Source organism: Brevundimonas sp. DS20, from assembly GCF_001310255.1.
GTDB lineage: Bacteria > Pseudomonadota > Alphaproteobacteria > Caulobacterales > Caulobacteraceae > Brevundimonas > Brevundimonas aurantiaca.
Map to the genome: position 1 here is coordinate 2,905,673 of NZ_CP012897.1, position 19,342 is coordinate 2,925,014.

21 protein-coding genes and 1 riboswitch are annotated in these 19,342 nt (G+C 66.5%); of the genes, 17 read left to right on the plus strand and 4 right to left on the minus strand.

The annotated features are described in order from the left end of the window. Positions 1 to 155 precede the first annotated feature (155 nt). Positions 156 to 1,607 carry a cysteine--tRNA ligase gene (cysS, locus tag JL11_RS14225; protein ID WP_054766225.1) on the minus strand — a complete coding sequence of 484 codons (1,452 nt, stop codon included), beginning with the start codon at positions 1,605 to 1,607 and terminating at the stop codon, positions 156 to 158. Positions 1,608 to 1,712: 105 nt separating this feature from the next. Between cysS and folE the strand changes: the two genes are divergently transcribed. The 14 genes from folE (at position 1,713) to JL11_RS14295 (ending at position 15,129) form a co-directional block, all read left to right on the plus strand. After that, complete coding sequence (gene folE, locus JL11_RS14230; protein WP_054766226.1) at positions 1,713 to 2,327, plus strand: GTP cyclohydrolase I FolE; 615 nt, start codon at positions 1,713 to 1,715, stop codon at positions 2,325 to 2,327. A 172-nt stretch (positions 2,328 to 2,499) separates the two neighbouring features. Continuing rightward, positions 2,500 to 2,934, plus strand: coding sequence for a biopolymer transporter ExbD (locus tag JL11_RS14235; protein WP_054766227.1), 435 nt, complete (start codon positions 2,500 to 2,502; stop codon positions 2,932 to 2,934). Positions 2,935 to 3,059: 125 nt separating this feature from the next. Further along, a complete protein-coding gene (locus JL11_RS14240) occupies positions 3,060 to 4,886 on the plus strand; it encodes a gamma-glutamyltransferase family protein (RefSeq protein ID WP_054766228.1) in 1,827 nt (608 codons plus the stop codon). Positions 4,887 to 4,916: 30 nt separating this feature from the next. Continuing rightward, complete coding sequence (locus JL11_RS14245; protein WP_054766229.1) at positions 4,917 to 5,258, plus strand: MmcQ/YjbR family DNA-binding protein; 342 nt, start codon at positions 4,917 to 4,919, stop codon at positions 5,256 to 5,258. A gap of 57 nt (positions 5,259 to 5,315) precedes the next feature. Further along, positions 5,316 to 6,200, plus strand: coding sequence for an alpha/beta hydrolase family protein (locus JL11_RS14250; protein ID WP_054766230.1), 885 nt, complete (start codon positions 5,316 to 5,318; stop codon positions 6,198 to 6,200). 34 nt (positions 6,201 to 6,234) lie between these two features. Then, complete coding sequence (locus JL11_RS14255; RefSeq protein WP_054766231.1) at positions 6,235 to 7,077, plus strand: aldo/keto reductase; 843 nt, start codon at positions 6,235 to 6,237, stop codon at positions 7,075 to 7,077. Between the two features lie 15 nt (positions 7,078 to 7,092). Then, complete coding sequence (locus JL11_RS14260) at positions 7,093 to 7,755, plus strand: Pr6Pr family membrane protein (RefSeq protein WP_054766232.1); 663 nt, start codon at positions 7,093 to 7,095, stop codon at positions 7,753 to 7,755. An 8-nt stretch (positions 7,756 to 7,763) separates the two neighbouring features. Continuing rightward, positions 7,764 to 9,293, plus strand: a complete 1,530-nt coding sequence (locus tag JL11_RS14265) for a UbiD family decarboxylase (RefSeq protein ID WP_054766233.1) — start codon at positions 7,764 to 7,766, stop codon at positions 9,291 to 9,293. A 33-nt stretch (positions 9,294 to 9,326) separates the two neighbouring features. Next, positions 9,327 to 9,941: a hypothetical protein gene (locus tag JL11_RS14270; RefSeq protein ID WP_054766234.1), complete on the plus strand. Its 615-nt coding sequence runs from the start codon at positions 9,327 to 9,329 to the stop codon at positions 9,939 to 9,941. Positions 9,942 to 10,030: 89 nt separating this feature from the next. Further along, positions 10,031 to 10,639, plus strand: coding sequence for a hypothetical protein (locus JL11_RS14275; RefSeq protein WP_054766235.1), 609 nt, complete (start codon positions 10,031 to 10,033; stop codon positions 10,637 to 10,639). Between the two features lie 47 nt (positions 10,640 to 10,686). Further along, positions 10,687 to 12,528 carry a M14 family metallopeptidase gene (locus JL11_RS14280; protein WP_054766236.1) on the plus strand — a complete coding sequence of 614 codons (1,842 nt, stop codon included), beginning with the start codon at positions 10,687 to 10,689 and terminating at the stop codon, positions 12,526 to 12,528. A gap of 3 nt (positions 12,529 to 12,531) precedes the next feature. After that, positions 12,532 to 12,939, plus strand: coding sequence for an MAPEG family protein (locus tag JL11_RS14285; RefSeq protein WP_054766237.1), 408 nt, complete (start codon positions 12,532 to 12,534; stop codon positions 12,937 to 12,939). Positions 12,940 to 12,982: 43 nt separating this feature from the next. Further along, positions 12,983 to 14,338 (plus strand): TldD/PmbA family protein, encoded by a 1,356-nt coding sequence (locus tag JL11_RS14290; RefSeq protein WP_054766238.1) that lies wholly within the window; start codon positions 12,983 to 12,985, stop codon positions 14,336 to 14,338. After that, positions 14,335 to 15,129, plus strand: coding sequence for a 3'(2'),5'-bisphosphate nucleotidase CysQ (locus JL11_RS14295; protein ID WP_054766239.1), 795 nt, complete (start codon positions 14,335 to 14,337; stop codon positions 15,127 to 15,129). Before JL11_RS14290 ends, JL11_RS14295 begins: the two co-directional genes overlap by 4 nt. A gap of 3 nt (positions 15,130 to 15,132) precedes the next feature. On the opposite strand, the gene JL11_RS14300 is transcribed toward JL11_RS14295, so the two are convergent. After that, positions 15,133 to 15,387, minus strand: a complete 255-nt coding sequence (locus tag JL11_RS14300) for a hypothetical protein (RefSeq protein WP_054766240.1) — start codon at positions 15,385 to 15,387, stop codon at positions 15,133 to 15,135. Between the two features lie 94 nt (positions 15,388 to 15,481). Between JL11_RS14300 and JL11_RS14310 the strand changes: the two genes are divergently transcribed. The 3 genes from JL11_RS14310 to JL11_RS14320 all read left to right on the plus strand — a co-directional run bounded on the left by JL11_RS14310 (position 15,482) and on the right by JL11_RS14320 (position 17,345). Beyond that, positions 15,482 to 16,671, plus strand: a protein-coding gene (locus JL11_RS14310) for an IS3 family transposase (protein ID WP_156314186.1) whose coding sequence is annotated in 2 segments (ribosomal slippage) — positions 15,482 to 15,734 and positions 15,734 to 16,671 — 1,191 coding nt in all. Because the reading frame shifts where the segments join, the coding sequence is not laid out codon by codon here. Positions 16,672 to 16,831: 160 nt separating this feature from the next. Further along, complete coding sequence (locus tag JL11_RS14315) at positions 16,832 to 17,077, plus strand: DUF4170 domain-containing protein (RefSeq protein WP_054766241.1); 246 nt, start codon at positions 16,832 to 16,834, stop codon at positions 17,075 to 17,077. A gap of 52 nt (positions 17,078 to 17,129) precedes the next feature. Next, positions 17,130 to 17,345, plus strand: coding sequence for a hypothetical protein (locus JL11_RS14320; protein WP_054766242.1), 216 nt, complete (start codon positions 17,130 to 17,132; stop codon positions 17,343 to 17,345). 12 nt (positions 17,346 to 17,357) lie between these two features. On the opposite strand, the gene JL11_RS14325 is transcribed toward JL11_RS14320, so the two are convergent. Together JL11_RS14325 and JL11_RS14330 are read right to left on the minus strand one after the other, a co-directional pair. Continuing rightward, entirely contained in the window at positions 17,358 to 18,023 is a 666-nt protein-coding gene (locus tag JL11_RS14325) for a fused DSP-PTPase phosphatase/NAD kinase-like protein (RefSeq protein WP_054767003.1), read from the minus strand. Between the two features lie 31 nt (positions 18,024 to 18,054). After that, a complete protein-coding gene (locus JL11_RS14330) occupies positions 18,055 to 19,026 on the minus strand; it encodes a DMT family transporter (protein ID WP_054766243.1) in 972 nt (323 codons plus the stop codon). Between the two features lie 98 nt (positions 19,027 to 19,124). After that, positions 19,125 to 19,268, minus strand: a riboswitch (FMN riboswitch). Positions 19,269 to 19,342 lie beyond the last annotated feature (74 nt).

The following is a 19,342-nucleotide window of genomic DNA, read 5'->3' on the forward strand; positions in this document are numbered from 1 at the left end:
GCACTCCGCCACCCTCGGGCTTGTCCTGAGGGGCTACGGATCGAGCTGATTCAAAATGTATGAGGGGCGCACAGATCGTGCGACCCTCTTCTGTTTCGAACGGTATCGAGGTGGACCCTCGGGACAAGCCCGAGGGTGACGGGAGGGAGGACGGTTTACCCCTTCACGCGCCAGGTGGCGCCGTCGGGGCCGTCCATGACGACGACGTTGAGGGCGTTCAGGCGGTCGCGGATGCGGTCGGCCTCAGGCCAGTCCTTGGCGGCGCGGGCGGCGGCGCGTTGTTCGAGCAGGGCCTCGACCTCGGCCTTCAGGGCGGGATCGCCGCCCTCGAACCAGGCGTCCGGCGTCAGCGACAGCACGCCGAGCAGGCCGGCGGCTTCTTTCAGGCTCCAGCGAGCCATGGCGACGTCATTGATGTCGGTCTCGGCGTCATTGAGCAGATCGCGCAAGGCGTTCGCCAGCCCGAAGAGCTGAGCTATTGCGCCGGGCGTGTTGAGATCGTCCTCAAGCGCGTCCAGCACTGGATCGAGCGCGTTCTCGGCCAGTTCCAGCTCGGCCTCGTCCAGCGTGGCCTCATCGAAGTCAGCCAGGGCCGAGTCGGCGTCGCGCAGGACGCCGTAGAGTCGGTCCAGATTCTTGCGGCTCTGTTCCAACAGTCCCTGGTTCCAGTCCAGCGGCTGGCGATAGTGGGCTGACAGAAGGGCCCAGCGGACGACCTCGCCCGGCATGGACTGGACCAGGTCGTGCAGCAAGAGGACGTTGCCGATCGACTTGGACATCTTCTCGGCGTCCACGGTCAGGAAGCCGTTGTGCATCCAGTAGCGGGCGTAGTGGTCGTGGGCGTTCTCGGCGTGGGCGCAGCCGTGGGCGCAGACGCCCTGGGCGATTTCGTTCTCGTGGTGGGGGAAGGCCAGATCGACGCCGCCGCCGTGGATATCGATCGGCAGGCCCAGGGTCTGTTCGATCATGGCCGAGCATTCGATATGCCAGCCTGGACGCCCCTCGCCCCAGGGGGAGGGCCAGGCCGGTTCGTCCGGCTTGGACGGCTTCCACAGGACGAAGTCGTGCGGATTCTTCTTATAGGGCGCGACCTCGACCCGGGCGCCGGCGATCATGTCGTCCAGGTTCCGGCCCGACAGGGCGCCGTAGGACGGATAGGCCGAGACGTCGAACAGGACATGCCCCTCGGCCGCATAGGCGCAGCCGGCGTCGATGATGGCCTGAATCTGATCGACAATGGCCGGTATATAGTCGGTGACATGGGGGGCCAGGTCGGGCGGCGAGACGTTCAGCAGGGCCATGTCAGCGAGATAGGCGGCCTCGTACCGGGCCGTGACCTCGCCGATCGGCACGCCTTCACGGGCGGCCTTCTGGTTGATCTTGTCGTCCACGTCGGTGACGTTGCGGGCGTAGAGCACCTTGTCCGCCCCGTACTGCCTTCGCAGCAGCCTTGCCAGGACGTCGAACACCACCGGCGGGCGCGCATTGCCGATATGGGCGTAGTCATAGACCGTCGGGCCGCAGACATAGAGGGTCACCCGGTTCGGATCGCGCGGTTCGAACAGGCGCTTTTCACGGCGCAGGGTGTCGTGGATGTGCAGCGGCATGGAGCGGTCTTCGGCAGGTTTTCTTGCAGGACGGAGGGTCCGTCCCATATAGCGGCCTGAGATACAACCGGGCGCCCTCGCCCGCGCCGGCCGGAAATCCAGTCCATGAGCGTCACCCCCGCCAAACCCGTCCTCGTCAGCGATGCGGCTGTGCAGCGCCCCAGCCGCGAACAGGCGCTGGAGGCGGTGCGGACCCTGATCGCCTGGGCCGGCGACAATCCCGACCGGCCGGGCCTGATCGACACGCCCAAGCGGGTGGTTGACGCCTATGGGGAGTGGTTCGACGGCTATGAGGCCGACGCGGCCAAGGAGCTGAGCCGCACCTTCGAGGACGTGACCGGCTATGACGACATGGTCATCCTGCGCGAGATCGAGGTGGAGAGCCACTGCGAGCACCACCTGGCCCCCTTCCTGGGCAAGGCCTATGTCGCCTATCTGCCCGGCGAGAAGGTGGTGGGCATCTCCAAGCTGGCGCGGGTGGTCGAGATCTTCGCCCGGCGGCTGCAGAATCAGGAAACCCTGACCAACGACATCATCGAAGCGATCGAATCGCAGCTTCAGCCCAAGGGCGTCGCGGTCATGATCGACGCTGCCCACCAGTGCATGACCACCCGCGGCGTGCATCACCGGCACGTCTCGACCGTCACGACCCGCTTCACCGGCGCCTTCAAGTCCGATCCCGCCCTGGCGGAGCGTTTCCTGAAGCTGGCGAAGGGCTGAGCCGGCGACCCTGTCGCATATGGCTGTCGCATATAATTGACGTGCAGGAAGGCGCGATCGTTTAGAAGCGCTTTACAAGCGGCGATCGGAACGCCAAGAACCGATCAAGCTTTCGGGCGATCCATAGGGAATGTCGGCGCATATGACGGCCGGCGAGTAACGGAGACGGTGCATGGCTGCGAAGATCGGTGGTTCCGGCGGGGACAAGCACACCATCGAACAGACGGCGGATATCAACATCACGCCGTTCATCGACATTCTGCTGGTGCTGATGATCATCTTCATGGTCGCCGCGCCGATGGCGACGGTCTCGATCCGCCTGGACCTGCCGCCGGCGCAGCCGCCCACCAATCCGACCGAAGAGAAGGAACCGGTGTACATCACCATCCAGGAAAACGGTCAGCTGTTCATCGCCGACCAACAATCCTCGATCGACAATCTGGCCGCCGACGTCTGCACCGCCCTGGGCGGCGGCGCCTGCCAGGAAGAGCGCGTCTTCGTCCGCGCCCAGCCGGAAGTGAAATATTCGCAGTTCATGGAAGTCATGAACAAGATGCAGGAGAACGGCTTCTTCAAGGTCGGCCTGCTGAACGAAGACATCGAATAGGACCTGGGTCTATCCAGGATCAGGGCCGCGTTCCGAAAGGGGCGCGGCCTTTTTCTTTGCGGTGAAGCTTGTCGGACGCGCCAGAGGCAGACTTGATAAGCCCCGGCCGTTCGAGGAGTCCGCCCATGCGCCGTCGCACCTTCCTATCCGCCCTGCCCGCAGGAACCCTGGCCGCCGGCGCCCTGGCCGCGACCGGGACCGAGGCGAGACAGGCGGCGGGTGCTGCCCCCTCCCCCGCCCGTCCGGCTGATCCCTATGCGGGGATCGGCATCGGAGATCGGGTCACGGGACCCAGGTTCACGGGCCGCTCAACCGTCTGGGGCATGAACGGGGCGGCGGCGACGGCCCATCCGACCGCCAGCCTGATCGGAATCGACACCCTGAGACGCGGCGGATCGGCCATAGACGCCGCCATCGCCATCAATGCGGCCCTGGGCTTTCTGGAGCCGGTGGCCAACGGCATCGGCGGCGACGCCTATTGCATGCTGTGGGACCCGAAGCAGAAGAAGGTGATCGGGCTGAACGGGTCCGGCCCCAGCCCGCAGGGCCTGAGTCTGGAGACCGCGCGGTCCAGGGCCATCGACGGCTATCTGCCCCGCTACGGCGCGGTGACGGTGAACGTGCCGGGCACGGTGGACGCCTGGTGGAGCGCGCACCAGCGGTATGGGAAACTGCCGTGGAAGGAGGTCCTGCTGCCGGTCGCCGAACTGTGCGAACAGGGCGCGCCCGTGCCCCAGGTCATCGCCTACTACCTGGAACGCAATATGGCGGCCTTCGACCGGGGCCGGATCCCGATCGAGGAAAACGACAACAGGAAGCGCATCTGGGCCACGGGCGGGGCGACGCCCAAGGTGGGCGAGGTCTTCGCCAATCCCTTCCTGGGCAAGACGCTGCGGATGATCGCCGAGGGCGGACGCGACGCCTTCTATGACGGCCCCATCGCCGACCAGATCGAGGCCTATTTCAAGCGGATCGGCGGCTGGATGACCCGCGCCGACATGGCGGCCCACCACACCGAATGGGTCGAGCCGATCCAGACCAACTATCGCGGGGTGGACGTCTTCGGCCTGGGGCCGAACACCCAGGGCCTGTCGACCAACCAGATCCTGAACATCTGCGAACAGTTCGACCTGAAATCCATGGGCTTCCAGTCCGCCGCCTCTCTGCACGTCCAGGCCGAGGCCAAGCGGCTGGCGTTCGAGGACCGGGCGCGCTGGTTCGCCGACGACCGATTCTCCAAGACGCCGGTCGAATGGCTGAACTCCAAGGCCTATGCGGCCGAGCGGGCCAAGCTGATCCGGCCCGATCGGGTCATGGACCGCGTCATGCCGGGCGACGCCCCGCACCACGGCGACACCACCTATTTCAGCGTCGCCGACGCTGACGGGATGATGGTCAGCTGGATTCAGTCCAACTATCGCGGCATGGGTTCGGGCCTGGCGCCCGACAACGGCTCCGAACCGCTGGGCTTCATGTTCCAGGACCGGGGCGAACTGTTCGCCCTGACCGACGGCCACCCCAACATCTATGCGCCGGGCAAGCGGCCGTTCCAGACCATCATTCCCGGTTTCGCGGTCAAGGACGGAGAGCCCTGGATGGCGTTCGGCGTCATGGGCGGCGCCATGCAGCCTCAGGGCCAAGCCCAGATCATCATCAACATGGTCGACTATGGGCTGGAGCCCCAGGCGGCGGGGGATGCCCCGCGCTGGCAGCACTATGGCTCGTCGGAACCGACCGGCCAGCCGCAGGAAGGAACCGGAGTGTTGCACCTTGAGAGCGGCGTGCCCGAGGCGACCAAGGCGCAGCTGCGGGCCATGGGCTGGACCTTGGGCGAGCCGGACGGCGGCTTCGGCGGCTATCAGAACGTGATGAAGCAGATGAACCCGGGCGGGCGCTGGACCTATGGCGCGGCGACCGAAATGCGCAAGGACGGGATCGCCCTGGCCTATTGAGGTTGGGCCTATTGAGATTGGCGTTCGGAAATGACCCACGAAGAGGTGCGTGCTCTGCTGCTGTCCTTTCCCGGCGTCGAGGACGGCGTCTCCTATGGGGAACCGTCGTTCAAGGTGGCGGGGAAGTTCTTCACCTGGCTGCGTCCGAAGCTGGACGACAGTATCGTGGTGCACCTGGATAATCTGGACGAGCGGGATTTGCTGATCGAGATGGACCCCGACGCCTTTCATTTCACGGACCACTACCGCGACTATCCGATCGTGTTGGCCCGCATCGCCCATGTCGATCCCGTCTGGCTGAAGGCGGCGCTGTGGAAACGGTGGCGCAAGGTCGCGCCGAAGCGCTTGGTGAAGGCCCATGACGCGGCTTGACCTGACGTCGGGGAAATCAGTCAGGGTCCGTTGAAAATAGCAACGGACGGAAACGACATGGGGCTGACGGTCGAAGACCGGTCGATCAAGGCCGAGGACGGCTGGCCGCTGGAAGCGACCCTGTTTCGGGGCGACAGGCCGCGAATGGCGGTGCTGGTCTCGGCCGGAACGGGATTTCCGCGCGGCTTTTACGCCCGGTTCGCGCGGTGGATGGCCGAACGGGGCGGCGTGGTTCTGACCTATGACTATCGCGGCATCGGCGGGTCGCGGCCCCAGGATCTGGCGGCCATGGAGATGGACTATCCGGACTGGGGTCGGCTGGACATGCCGGCGGCGCTGAAGGCTCTGAAGAAGGCGGCGCCGGGCCTGCCGATCTTCCATATCGGACACAGCGTCGGGGGTCATTTCGTCGGCTTCATGCCCAACCAGAGCGAGATCGCCCGCCACGCCTTCGTCTCGGTCGGGACCGGATGGTGGGGCGGACACCACCGAACCTATAATCCGATGGAGCTGTTCTTCTGGTTCGGTTTCGGGCCGCACCAGCTGCGCCGCCACGGCTATATCCGCGCGGGCCGGCTGTGGCGGGGGACCGACCTGCCGCGCGGGGTGTTCGAGACGTGGAGGCGGTGGTGCCTGAAGCCCGCCTATTTCCTGGACGAGCTGAGGTCCGGCGCTCTTGAGCCCCAGGGGTTCGACAAGGTTCGGGCGCCGATCCGGTCCTGGATCTTTCCCGACGACCCCATCGCCACACCGGGCACAGGCGCGGCCCTGCTGAAGGCCTATCCCAACGCCTCGTCCCAGATCGTGGTGCGACGCTCCCAAGACTACGGCGCCCGACGGATCGGCCACGAGGGCGCCTTCCGCAAGGGACTGGAGCCGCTGTGGCAGGAAATTCTGGATTGGTTCAACGCAGGGGTTTCGAAGGCTGGACCCGGCGCCTAACTGTTCGGCTCCCCCAGTGAGAAGGTGTTCCCCCATGGCCTATGGCGATCAGCCCACCCTCAGCGTCGACGGCGTCGAGATTCCCCTGCTCGGCTTCGGCACATGGCAGCTGGAGCCGGCGGACGCGCGCCGGATGGTCGCCGAGGCCCTGCGGATCGGTTATCGCCACATCGACACGGCCTGGATCTACAAGAACGAGAAGGCGGTGGGCGAAGGCATCCGGGATTCGGGCGTGCCGCGTGAGGACATCTTCCTGACCACCAAGATCTGGGTCGAGCATTTCACCCATGACGCCCTGCTGAAACAGGCCGAGGAATCGGCCGAGAGCCTGGGGACCACGCCGGACCTGCTGCTGCTGCATTGGCCCAAGCCGACGCCGACCTTCGAAGAGACCCTTGGCGCGCTGAACCAAGCCAAGGACCGGGGACTGACGCGCAACATCGGCCTGTCCAACTTCCCGTCCAATGAATTCCGGCAGGCCCAGGCCCTGTCCAAGGCGCGGCTGATCACCAATCAGGTCGAACACCATCCCTATCTGGGCGTTGACGCCCTGGTCGCGACGGCTGCCGAGCTGGGGTCGTCGATCACGGCCTGGTCGCCCCTGGCCCAAGGCAAGATCGCAGACGACGCCACGATTTCCGAGATCGCCCAGGCCCATGGCAAGACCAATGGCCAGGCCACCCTGCGCTGGCTGATCCAGAACCGGATCATCGCCATTCCGCGCACGACGAAGGAAAGCCGGGCGCGCGAGAATTTCGACATCTTCGACTTTGAACTGTCGGGCGAGGAGATGCAGCGGATGGACGCCCTGGACCGGGGCGAACGGCTGGGCGACTGGCTGGACCCCGCCTACGACTGGGACAAGTCCGCCGCCTGATCAGAGGAGGCGCGCATGTTGCGGGAAAGAGATCGGCCCCGTCTGTGGCGCGCCGCCTTCGCCGTCATCGGCTGGGCGGCGCTGGCGTTGCAGTATCTGCTGATGGCGGGGCCGGCGGACGGCTGGGCGGTGGCGACGCGGACCGTCCAGTACTTCAGCTTCTTCACGATTCTGACCAATATACTGGTCGCCCTGGCCCTGACGGGGCCTTTGCTGAAACCGACATGGCCCCTGGCCCGCTGGACGGCGTCGCCGACCTTTCGCGCCGCCGTGACGACCTACATTCTGATCGTCGGGCTGGTGTATCATTTCATGATCGCCCCCTACTGGCGGCCGGAGGGGCTGACCTTGGCCGTCAATCTGGTGCTGCACTACGTCATGCCGGCCGCCTTCCTGCTGGACTGGCTGTGGTTCACGCCCAGGGGCGCGTTGCGGTGGATCGACCCGGTGAAGGCCCTCGGATTTCCGCTGATCTTCGGCGCATGGACCCTGGGTCATGGGCTCGCCACCCATTGGTGGCCCTATGGGTTCGTCAATGTTGATGCGCTGGGGCTCGGCCGGGTGCTGGCGACTTTCGGCGGACTGCTGGTCTTTTTCCTGCTGGTCGGATCGGCGCTGGTCGGGATGGACCGGGTCTTAAGCCGAACGAGGCGTGACAGTTCGGCCCCGGCGCTTTAGGCGGAGCCATGGCCTATAAATCCCTGCGTGACTTCATCGACCAGCTGGAAGCCGACGGCGAGCTGGTGCGGGTGTCCGAACCCGTCTCCACCGTGCTGGAGATGACCGAAATCCAGACCCGGCTGCTGCGCAACGGCGGCCCGGCGGTGCTGTTCGAAAAGCCGGTCATGCCGGACGGGACGATCAGCCCCATCCCCTGCCTGGCCAATCTGTTCGGCACGGTGAAACGGGTCGCCATGGGGGTGACGCTGGAGGGCAAGAACCGCACGACGGCGGGCGAGCTGCGCGAGGTCGGGGAACTGCTGGCCTTCCTGAGAAATCCGACGCCGCCGCGGGGCTTAAGCGACGCCATGGAGATGCTGCCCCTGGCGCAGACCGTCATGTCGATGCGACCCAAGACGGTGAAGAAGGCGCCGGTGCAGGAGGTGGTGCTGAAGGGCGACCAGATCGACCTGACCGCCCTGCCCGTCCAGACATGCTGGCCCGGCGAGCCGGCCCCCCTGATCACCTGGGGCCTGGTCGTGACCAAGGGGCCCAGCGAGGATCGCGAGGACGACTTCAACCTGGGCATCTATCGGATGCAGGTCCTGGGCAAGGACAGGGCCATCATGCGCTGGCTGGCCCATCGCGGCGGGGCGCAGCACTACGCCCGGCACAAGAAGGCGCGGCCCAAGGAGCCCCTGCCCTGCGCCGTCGTCCTGGGCGCCGATCCGGGGACCATCCTGGCGGCGGTGACGCCGGTGCCGGACACCCTGTCGGAATATCAGTTCGCGGGCCTGATGCGCGGCGCCAAGGCCGAGCTGGTCCCGTGCAAGACCGTGCCGCTGATGGTCCCCGCCCAGGCCGAAATCGTGCTGGAGGGCCACGTCCTGCTGGACGCGTTCGAGGACGAAGGCCCCTATGGCGACCATACCGGCTATTACAACTCGGTCGAGAAGTTCCCGGTCTTCCAGGTCAGCGCCGTCACCATGCGGCGTGACCCCATCTATCTGACCACCTTCACCGGACGGCCGCCGGACGAGCCCAGCGTGCTGGGCGAGGCGCTGAACGAGGTCTTCATCCCCCTGCTGCGCCAGCAGTTCCCCGAGATCGTCGACTTCTGGCTGCCGCCCGAGGGGTGCAGCTACCGGATCGCGGTGGTGTCGATGAAGAAGGCCTATCCGGGCCACGCCAAGCGAGTGATGCTGGGCGTCTGGAGCTATCTTCGCCAGTTCATGTACACCAAATGGGTCATCGTCGTGGACCACGACATCGACGCCCGCGACTGGAAGGACGTCATGTGGGCCATCTCGACCAAGATGGACCCGGCGCGCGACATCACCGTGATCGAGAACACCCCGATCGACTATCTGGATTTCGCCAGCCCCGAGAGCGGCCTGGGCTCCAAGATCGGCCTGGACGCGACGGACAAATGGCCGCCCGAGACCAAGCGCGAATGGGGCGAGGAGATCCGGATGGACCAGGCGGTGGTCGAAAGGATCGACGCCATCTGGGACACGCTCGGCCTGCCCGGCGACAAGACGTCGATCTGGAAATAGGGAGGAAGCCTTGATTCACGCCGAGGGGGCGATGTGAGCGCGTTCGAATTCTTCTTCAGCTTCTATGGGCTGATCCTGGGCCTGTCGGTGGCGGAACTACTGGGCGGGTTCGCGCGGACGCTGAACCGTAATCCAAGGCCGCGCTTCGGCCTGTTGACGCCGCTGCTGGTGGTGTTCGCCGCATTGGATGTGACCACCTTCTGGTTCCAGGCCTGGATCATCTTCCGCCCCGCCCCGTTCAATCTGGCCCTTCTGATGCTGGGCCTGGTGATCGCAGGCCTGTTCTACATCTCGGCCACCCTGGTCTTTCCGCGTGACGAAGATCAGGTCGAGGATCTGGACGCCCATTTCTGGCGCAACAAGCGCACCATCCTTCTGCTTCTGCTGAGCGCCAATGTCATTGTCGCCAGCCTGATCGTCGGCGTCGCGGCCGCCCAGGGCGAACTGCATCTGGTGGCCAAGAGCTGGTTCTTCTGGTTCGGCGTGAGTCTGTTCACCGGTCTGACCCTGATCTCCGCCCTGGCGCGCCGCCCCTGGATCGTGAAGGCGGCGCTGATCGCGCTCTTGGCCTATTACGGCCTGAACATCAGCCGGGCTGCGGCGCCCCTGGTTGAAAAGGGCGGCTGGTCCCTGGTGGCGAAGGAATAGTCCGTCGATCCGGATCGGCCGCCGAGGCGCGCTTGCCAAGACAAGCGCGATAACTCCATATCTGGGCGTGGCGTCAGATCGGGGGACAGGTGAGCGCGTTCGAATTCTATTTCAGTTTCTATGGCTTGGCGCTCGGGTTGTCGGTGGCGGTGATCGCCACGGGCCTGGCCACGGCGATACAGCATCGCAAGACCCTGCGCATCGGCTGGCTGACGTCCCTGTTGGCCCTGTTCGTCGGCCTGGACATCGCCACCTTCTGGGACGCCGCCTGGCACACCTTCCGCGACGCCCCGTTCAGCTACGGCATGCTGGTGATCGGCCTGGCGATCGCCATGGTCTATTTCATCGCGGCTTCCCTGGTCTTTCCGCACCAGATCGAAGACGGGATGGACCTGGACGACCATTTCTGGGGCAACAAGAGGATCGTGCTGATCCTGACCACCGTGGCCAATACGCTGATGGTGGCGGTCTCGATCTCTCAAATACTCGGCAAGCCGGGTGCGGCGATGCTGCTGATCAACTATGCGATCGCCTATCCCCTGTATCTGGTGCTGGTCGTTCCGGCGGCCCTGACCCGCAGCAGGCGGACCTTCGCCATCCTGCTGGGCCTGCACGTCGCCATCTATTTGATCTTGGCCTGCATGCCGGCGACCCTCGCCGTCCCCACCCCGGCCACGCCCGCCGCCGTCGCCGGCTGAGGCCCGCAGGCTTGCCATAAGGACCGGATCGGTCGAGGACTTCATCCATGCGTCACGCGCTTCTGTTCGCCGCCGTCGCGGCCCTAGTCTCGAGTCCCGCCATGTCCCAATCGCCGGGCCGTCCGCCCGTTCTTTCCAATATCGCGCCCTGGGACCAGCCCTTCCTGCCGCCCGCGCCGGCCTGGGACGGGGCGTCGAAGGCCCTGCTGCGCGATGCGAGCGATCCCTGGGTGACGCCGTTCGAGGCCGATCGGGGCCATGACTTTTCGCCGAACTATGTCGATACCCGCGCCTGGTTCGACCGACTGGACGCCGCCAGCGACCTGATCCGGATCGAACAGTTCGGCGTCTCGCCCGAGGGGCGGCCCATCTATGCGGTGATCGCCTCCAAGGACGGGGCGGCCTTCGATCCGGCCAAGCCGGTGCTGATGATCCAGGCGGGCATTCACCCCGGCGAGATCGACGGCAAGGACGCGGGCATGATGGTGCTGCGCGACATCGCCTTCTACGGCAAGGACGCCCTGCTGGACCGGGTCAATCTGATCCTGATCCCGATCCTGAGCGTGGACGGGCATGAGCGCGCCGGCCCCTATTCCCGCCCGAACCAGCGCGGGCCGCGCATCCAGGGCTGGCGCAATACGGCGACCAACCAGAACCTGAACCGCGACTATCTGAAACTGGACCAGGCAGAGATGCGGGCGGTGCGGGGCCTGATCCTGAAGTACCGGCCGGACCTCTATGTCGACGTCCACGTCACCGACGGCATGGATTATCAGTACGACGTCACCTACGGCTTCAACGGCGAGGACGGGACCTTCAGCCGCTCGCCCAACAGCTCGGCCTGGCTGGATACGGTGTTCAAACCGGCGATGAACGCGGCCCTGGAGCGCGAGGGCCATATCCCCGGCGAACTGGTGTTCGGCATCGACGACGACGAACCGAAGAAGGGCCTGTCGGACGGCGGCCTGGGCGAACGCTACTCCAACGGCTGGGGCGCGGCCGCCCATGTGCCGACCATTCTGATCGAAAACCACAGTCTGAAACCGCATGAGCAGCGGGTGCTGGGGACCTATGTCTTCATCGAGGAGGCGATGCGGCTGCTGGCCGATCAGGGCGCGGCGCTGAAGGCGGCGACCGATCAGGACCGGGCCCTGCGACCGGCGCAGATCCTGGCGAATTTCCAGGCGGAAGAGACCCCCTCCTCCACCCGTTCGTTCAAGGGGATGCTGTACGAGATGTATCACAGCCCCGCCTCGGGTCGCGACGAGGTCCGCTGGCTGGGCCGGCCCGATCCCGAGCTGTGGCAGATGCCCTTCTACGGATCCAAGCCGACGCTGACCCTGAACCGCCCCACCGCCTATTGGGTGCCGAGCTATCGCACCGACATCATCGAGCGGCTGAAAATCCACGGCGTCGAGATGGAGACGCTGGCGGCGCCGCGCACGGTGAACCTGTCGATGCTGCGCCTGGTCGAGCCGAAACTGGCGACGCGGGCCAACGAGGGCCACGTCCAGGCCTCGGTGAAGACGGTCGAGGTGGAACGCCGCGACTGGACCTTCCCCACCGGCTCGGTGCGCGTGCCCACTGACCAGCCGCTGGGCGACGTCGTCGTCCTGCTGCTGGAGCCGCAGTCCAGCGAGAGCTTCTTCGCCTGGGGCCTGTTCCCCGAAGTCATGAGCCGGGTCGAATATATCGAGGCCTACGCCATCGCGCCCCTGGCCGAGAAGATGATGGCGGCCGATCCGGCGCTGAAGGCCGAGTTCGAGGCCAAGCTGGCGGCCGAACCGGCGTTCGCGGCCGATCCCCAGGCGCGGCTGGCCTGGTTCTATGAGCGGACGCCCTTCTATGACGACCGCTATCTGCTCTATCCCGTCGGGCGCGAGGACTGATCCATGACCACCCCCATGATGTACGCCGTCCAGGCCGCCGCCCTGTGGAGCGGCCTGCTGATCCTGCTGCTCCTGGTTCTGTCGGGCATTGTGGTCAGCGGCCGCCGCAAACATATGGTGTCGCTGGGGGACGGCGGTATCGCGGACCTCGCGGCCGCCACCCGCGCCTTCGGCAATTGCGCCGAATACGCCGCGCCCGGCATGATCGCCATGCTGCTTCTGGCCGCCGTCGGAGCGCCCGCCTGGATGGTGCATGGCGTGGGGGCGACCCTGTTCGTGGGGCGCTCGGCCCATGCCCTGGGCCTTCTGTTCCAGACGGGGCCCTCGCTGGGTCGGGTGATCGGCATGCTGCTGACCTGGGTCGCCCTGCTGACGGCGGCGGTCGGATTGATCGCCTTCGCCGTGGTGTGAGGCGCGAGGTTGCGACGCAGCAAAGGGTCCGCCATATCGGGGCATGACTGAAGCCCGCGACGCCTCCGCCTCCACCGATCTTTTGCATGACATCGTCCAGGCCGCGCTGAAAGCCGGCGCGGACGCCGCCGAGGCGGTCAGCGCCGACCGAAGCGCCCTGTCGGTCGGCGTGCGTAACGGAAGGCTGGAGGACGTCGAACGCGAAGAGTCGCGCGATCTGGGCCTGCGGGTCTTCGTCGGACAGCGGCAGGCCTCGGTTTCCGCCTCGGACCTGTCGCCGGCGACTCGCACACGTTTGGTCGAACGCGCGGTCGCCATGGCGCGGCTGGCGCCGGAAGACCCCCACGCCGGTCTGGCGCCGCAGGATCGGCTGGCGCAGGCGCCCTTCGCCGAACTGGACCTGTTCGATCCCAGCGAACGCAGTGCGGAAGCGCTGGAGCAGGCCGCCGCCGAGGCAGAGGCCGCGGCTTTGGCCGTGAAGGGCGTCGCCCGGTCCGAGGGCGGGCATGCGTCCTGGTCGTCCAGCCGCTGGCGACTGGTGACCTCGCATGGATTCGACGGGGACTATCAGGGTTCGGCCTTCTCGCTGGGCGTCGGAGTGATCGCCGAGAAGGACGGAGCGATGGAGCGCGGCGGCGAGAGCCGCTCGACCCGGCATCTGTCGGACCTGCCGGGCGCCGAAATCATCGGGCGAACGGCCGGCGAACGCGCCGCAGCCCGGACCGGGGCGCGCAAGATCGCCTCGACCACCGCCCCCGTCATCTTCGACAACCGCATGGCCGGCCAGATCGTCTCGCCGGCGATCGGCGCGATTTCGGGGCCGTCGATCGCGCGCGGCACCTCCTTCCTGAAGGACCGGATGGGCCAGAGGGTGTTCGCCGAAGGCGTGACCCTGATCGACGATCCATTCCGGCCGCGCGGCCTGGGATCGACCCCGTTCGACGATGAAGGGGTCGTGGTCGAACGGCGCGCCCTGTTCGACGACGGTGTGCTGACCACCTGGCTGCTGAACAGCGCCTCGGCCCGGCAGTTGGGGCTGGAGTCCACCGGCCACGCCTCGCGCGGCCTGGCGGGATCGGCGGGGGTTTCGACCCACAATCTGCACATGGAGCCGGGCGAGCGCGATCTGGCCGGGCTGATGGCCGACGCCGGGACCGGGCTTCTGGTCACCTCCATGTTCGGGCCGTCGCTGAACGGAAACACCGGCGACTGGTCCGCCGGGGTGTCGGGCTTCTGGTTCGAGAACGGCGCGATCGTCTATCCGGTCAATGAGGTGACGGTGGCGGGCAAGCTGCCTGACCTCTATCTGCGGCTGGTTCGGGGCTCGGACCTGGAGTTCCGAGGCAGTTTCAACGTGCCGAGCCTGATGTTCGACGCGGTGGCCATTGCCGGAAAATGACGGACCTGGACGCCGACCTCGAACTGATCCGCCAGGCCGCGCTCGACGCCGGCGCCTTGGCGCTCGCCGAACGTGAGGCGGGGCTGAAGGTCGAGGCGAAGGTCGGCGGTTCGCCCGTGACCAGCGGCGACCTGGCGGTGGACGCCATGCTGAAGGACCGTCTGCTGGCCGCCCGCCCCGACTATGGCTGGCTGTCGGAGGAGACGGCGGATTCGTCCGAGCGCCTGTCCAAACGCCGGATTTTCGTGGTGGATCCGGTGGACGGCACGGTGGCCTATATGAAGCGCCAACCCTGGTGGTGCACCCCTATCGCCGTGGTCGAGGACGGCCAGGTGGTCGCCGCCGTCATCCATGCGCCGGAGGTTCAGGAAACCTATGCGGCGGTTCGGAACGGCGGGGCCTGGCGCAACGGCGCCCGGGTGCGGGCCTCGGACGTGGACACGCTGGACGACGCCTCGGTGCTGGGCGACGCGCGGATGATCGAGGGGCCGCACTGGGACGAGCCCTGGCCGCCCCTGCGGTTCTCAAAGCGCAACGCCCTGGCCTATCGGATGGCCCTGGTCGCCGCCGGCGCCTTCGACGCGGCCCTGGCCCTGACGCCGAAATGGGATTGGGACGTGGCGGCGGGCAGTCTGATCGCCGAAGAGGCTGGGGCCCGGGTCAGCGATCACCACGGCCGCCCCTGGCGGTTCAACCGGGCCGATCCACGCCAGGCCAGCCTGGTCTGCGCCGCCCCGGCCCTGCACCCGCTGATCATACGGCGCTGTAAAAACGTGCCGCTGTCGACCTGAAACCTAGGCAGCCGGCTCTTCATGCAGGTCGAGCCGACGCTGAATACGGCCCACATCGTCCCGCATTCGGTCCAGAGACACCTGGAGGCGAGCGTCAGTCTCCGCCAACCCGGCGATGTCGCGCCGCACGGACGTCAGCCCGATTTCGACGCCGGAGACCCGTTCCTTCAACTCACGCAGATCAAGCGCCAGCGTATCGATCTTGGCGTCGATCCGCCGCAGGAACACCAGCGTCAGATTTTCCGGATCACTGCTCATGACCGCATAATGCCCCAAGCTGCGATGACGGTGACGTGATCCCCTGAAACTCCGCCAGGAATAGCTAGAGTCCGCCCAACGAAGGACGGACAGAATGAAGCGATCAAGGTTCACAGAAGAGCAGATCATCGGGATCCTGCGGGAGCAGGAGGCCGGTGTGGCGACGGCGGAGGTGTGCCGGCGGCACGGGGTCAGCTCTGCGACCTTTTACAAGTGGAAGGCCAAGTTCGGCGGGCTCGACGTGTCGGAGGCTCGGCGGCTGAAGGCGCTCGAGGATGAGAATGCCCGGCTGAAGCGGATGCTGGCGGACGCGATGCTGGACAACGTGGCGCTGAAGGACCTGCTGGGAAAAAAGTGGTGACGCCCGCCGGTTGGCGCGAGGCGGCTGGTCATCTGCAGGCTGCCTACGAGATGAGCGAACGGCGGGCGTGCCGTGTCCTGGGCGTCGATCGGACGAGCGTGCGCTATCAGGCGACGCGCCCGGACGACGGCGCCCTGCGCGACCGGCTGAAGGCCCTCGCCCAGGAGCGTCGCCGGTTCGGCTATCGCCGCCTGCACGTCCTGCTGCGACGCGAAGGCCATGCGGTCAACAGGAAGAGGGTTCAGCGGATCTATCGCGAGGAGCGACTGACGGTGCGCCGGCGCGGCGGTCGGAAGCGAGCGATGGGCATGCGGCGACCACTGGACCTGCCGCTGGTGGCCAACCAGCGCTGGTCGCTGGACTTCGTCGCCGACCAGATGACGGACGGGCGGCGCTTCCGCATCCTGACGGTGATCGATAACTGCACCCGCGAATGCCTGGCGCTGGTGGCCGACACCTCGCTGTCGGGCGCGCGGGTCGTGCGGGAGTTGGACGCCGTCATTCGGCAGCGGGGCCGGCCCGACACCATCGTCAGCGACAACGGGACGGAATACACCTCGAACGCGGTCCTGGCCTGGGCCGACGACACCGGCGTCGGCTGGCATTACATCGCGCCCGGCAAGCCCCAGCAGAACGGCTTCAACGAGAGCTTCAACGGACGCCTGCGTGACGAGCTGCTGAACGAGACGCTGTTCCGATCCCTGCCGCACGCCCGCGCGGTGCTGGAAGCCTGGCGGCGCGACTACAACGAGCGGCGTCCGCACTCGAAGCTCGGGTGGCTGACGCCGCAGGCTTATGCAGAAGCGCTCAGTGGACAGATCGGCCGGTCCGCTGCGCTGGTTGGGGGCTGCGCTGACCGGCCTCTTGCAAACCCCGACAACCCCAGCTCAGATCAACCCAGGACTCTCGTTATGGCTGGATGAGAAACGGGGGTCACGTCAACGGGCAAACGGGAGCGCGGCTGTAAAAACGTGCCGCTTTCGACGTAAGGCAGGGTCTGAAAACCCCGTCATACATTGATCCTTAGCCGTTCTCGGCCTATGCCCCGGCCAGAGCCCCACCCGAGCCTTTCAAGGACATCCGATGGTCGACCAATCCTCCGTCCCCACGCAACTGCTGCACCTGGTCATCGGCGGCGAACTGCGCCACCCGAAGGAGCCCGTCTTCCGCGACCTGTCGCAGGTCGAGTTCGTCGGCGCCTACGGCAGCTATGACGAAGCCAAACAGGCCTGGAAGGCGCGCGCCCAGGCGACCGTGGACAACGCCCATATGCGCTATTTCATCCTGCACGCCCACAAGCTGATCGACCCGCGCGGCGACGCGGCCTGAGTGCGACGTCAGGGAGCGGGAACCCGTTCCCTGACACGGACGCTGAACGACCGTGATCAACCTGGAACCCCAACAGATCTTTCAACTGGTCAGCCTGCTGGCTGTCCTGGCCCTGTTCAGCTTTTCGCTGCGAGGCCACATCGGCTATGCGCGCTGGTTCAAGCGGTGGGAGGCCGAACGCAAGGCGCGACGGGACGCCGAACTGGCCGCCGAGGCGCGCCAGGCCGGCGAAGACGACGAAAGACCGAAGACCGGCCCCTGGGGCTGACGGTGTCGGCCCCTACTCCCGCCTCAGCAGCTTTTCGGTCAGCAGCGTGCCCCACCAGCCGGCCTTGAACTCCGCGCGGATGGCCTTGGGGTCGTAGTCGGGACTGTCGACCCAGTCGATGAAGCTGACGCCCTGCGGCTCGACCTCGTTCACGTACTTCTCCAGCGTATAGTCCAGGACGCCGGTCAGCCCTTCGCGCGAGTGAAGATATTTCTTCGACAACTGCTTCATGGCGACCGATATGGGCTCGCCCAGATGGAAGTGGCGATAGAAGACCGCCATCATCCCCGCACGATCGGCGCCGGACTTGCAGTGGATCAGGACCGGATAGTCGATGGTCTTGAACAGGTCGCGCGCCCGGTGAATGCGATCCCTCTGCGGCGGGTCGCGCGAGTCAAGCGGCGCGTCGATCAAGGTCAGACCCAACCGCCGGCAGGCCTCCTTCTCCAGCCAGTAATAGCCCTCGTCCCGCTCGCCCCGCAGATTGATGACGGTCTTGACCCCCTTGGACTTCCAATAGGCCAGTTGGCGCGGCGACGGCTGGTTGGTGCGGACAAGGTCCGGCCCCAGCCAGTGGGCGTTGGAGAAGACCAGGCGCAGAAAGGCGTGATCCGCCCAGAAATAATGCCAATGGGCCCGGAAACGGCCCATTGCGGTCGAAAGGTCAAAGCGCGCCATGGCCGCCAGATAGCGATCCGGGGCCGCCGCGTCATCCTCCGCTTGCAACCGGGGCCGTCGCCGCCCCGTCTTGCGGCGCCCGACCCTCGATCCAGAAGATGAAGATCGAGGCTCCGACGATCAGGGCGGCGCCCGGCCAGAACCAGATCGAGGGCGTCTGTCCCAGCAGAAGCCAGCCGACCAGGCCGGCCAGCGGCGCCTTCAGATCGGCGAAGGGCTGCAGATAGGCCGCGTCGGCCAGCCGGTAGGCGAAGGCCAGCAGATATTGCGCCGCCGCCGTCAGGCCGCCCAGGGCCAGCAACAGAAGCAGGCCCGCACCCTGAGGCAGGGCGAAGGGCAGGTCCGTCGCCACCCCGGCCGGCAAGGCGAAGGCGAAGGCGTTCGCCAGCAACAGAAGCGCCAGATGGTTGGGCGTGATCAGGACCAGCAGGGAGAGGGTCAGGGTCTCGGGCGTCTCCTCCCTCGCCAGCCAGCGGGTCATCACATCGGTGACGGCCCACAGGGCGGCGGCCAGGACCGGGGTCAGGGCGGCCCACCCCAGGCTTTCGGACCCGACCCCCGAAACGATCACGGCGCCGAGGAAGCCGACCATGGCCGCGACGATCCGGGGGCTCGACACCCGCTCGCCCAGACACAGGGTCGAGCCGATGATGACGAACAGGGGGCCGGTCGCCAGCAGGGTCACCATCTGCCAGATCGGCACGCCCGAGGCGAAGCCGTAGACGAAGACATGGACGCCCAGGGCCGAGGCGAAGGCGCGGATCAGATGGGCCAGAGGACGGCGCGTCCTCAGCCTGTTCAGGCCGATCCGCAGAACGATGGGCAGCATCAGGACCGAGGCGATCAGATACTGCCAGAAGGCCATTCCGGTCGAACTCATGCCGAACCGTTGGGGCAAAAGGGATTGCAGGATATTGCCGCAGGCGAAGACGAGACTGGCCGACAGCATCAACAGCGCCCCCAAGGCGGGGGCGCGAAGCGAAGACGAGGAAATCTGGTTCAATTGGTCGTCCTTTCCGTAACCAGTTTTCCAGGGTTACGGGCGACGACGCGCCGCGCCCGCCGCTCAAGCAAGAGCGACGCACGCCGCGAGGCGTTGGGTCCCGTTCTCTTTCATCCGGACTATACCGTCGGCCCCGGAATCGCACCGGATCTGCTGACCTCCCCAAGCGGGGGGAGCGCTCGCGGGCTTGGCGTCGCCGCCTTACCGCCGGTGGGGAATCGCACCCCGCCCTGAGAACACCGCAGGCGAACCTGCCCGCCCTACTTAGAAAGGGGCCGCTTGATCTTCAACCACCTGGGCGTTCAGGCGTTCAGAC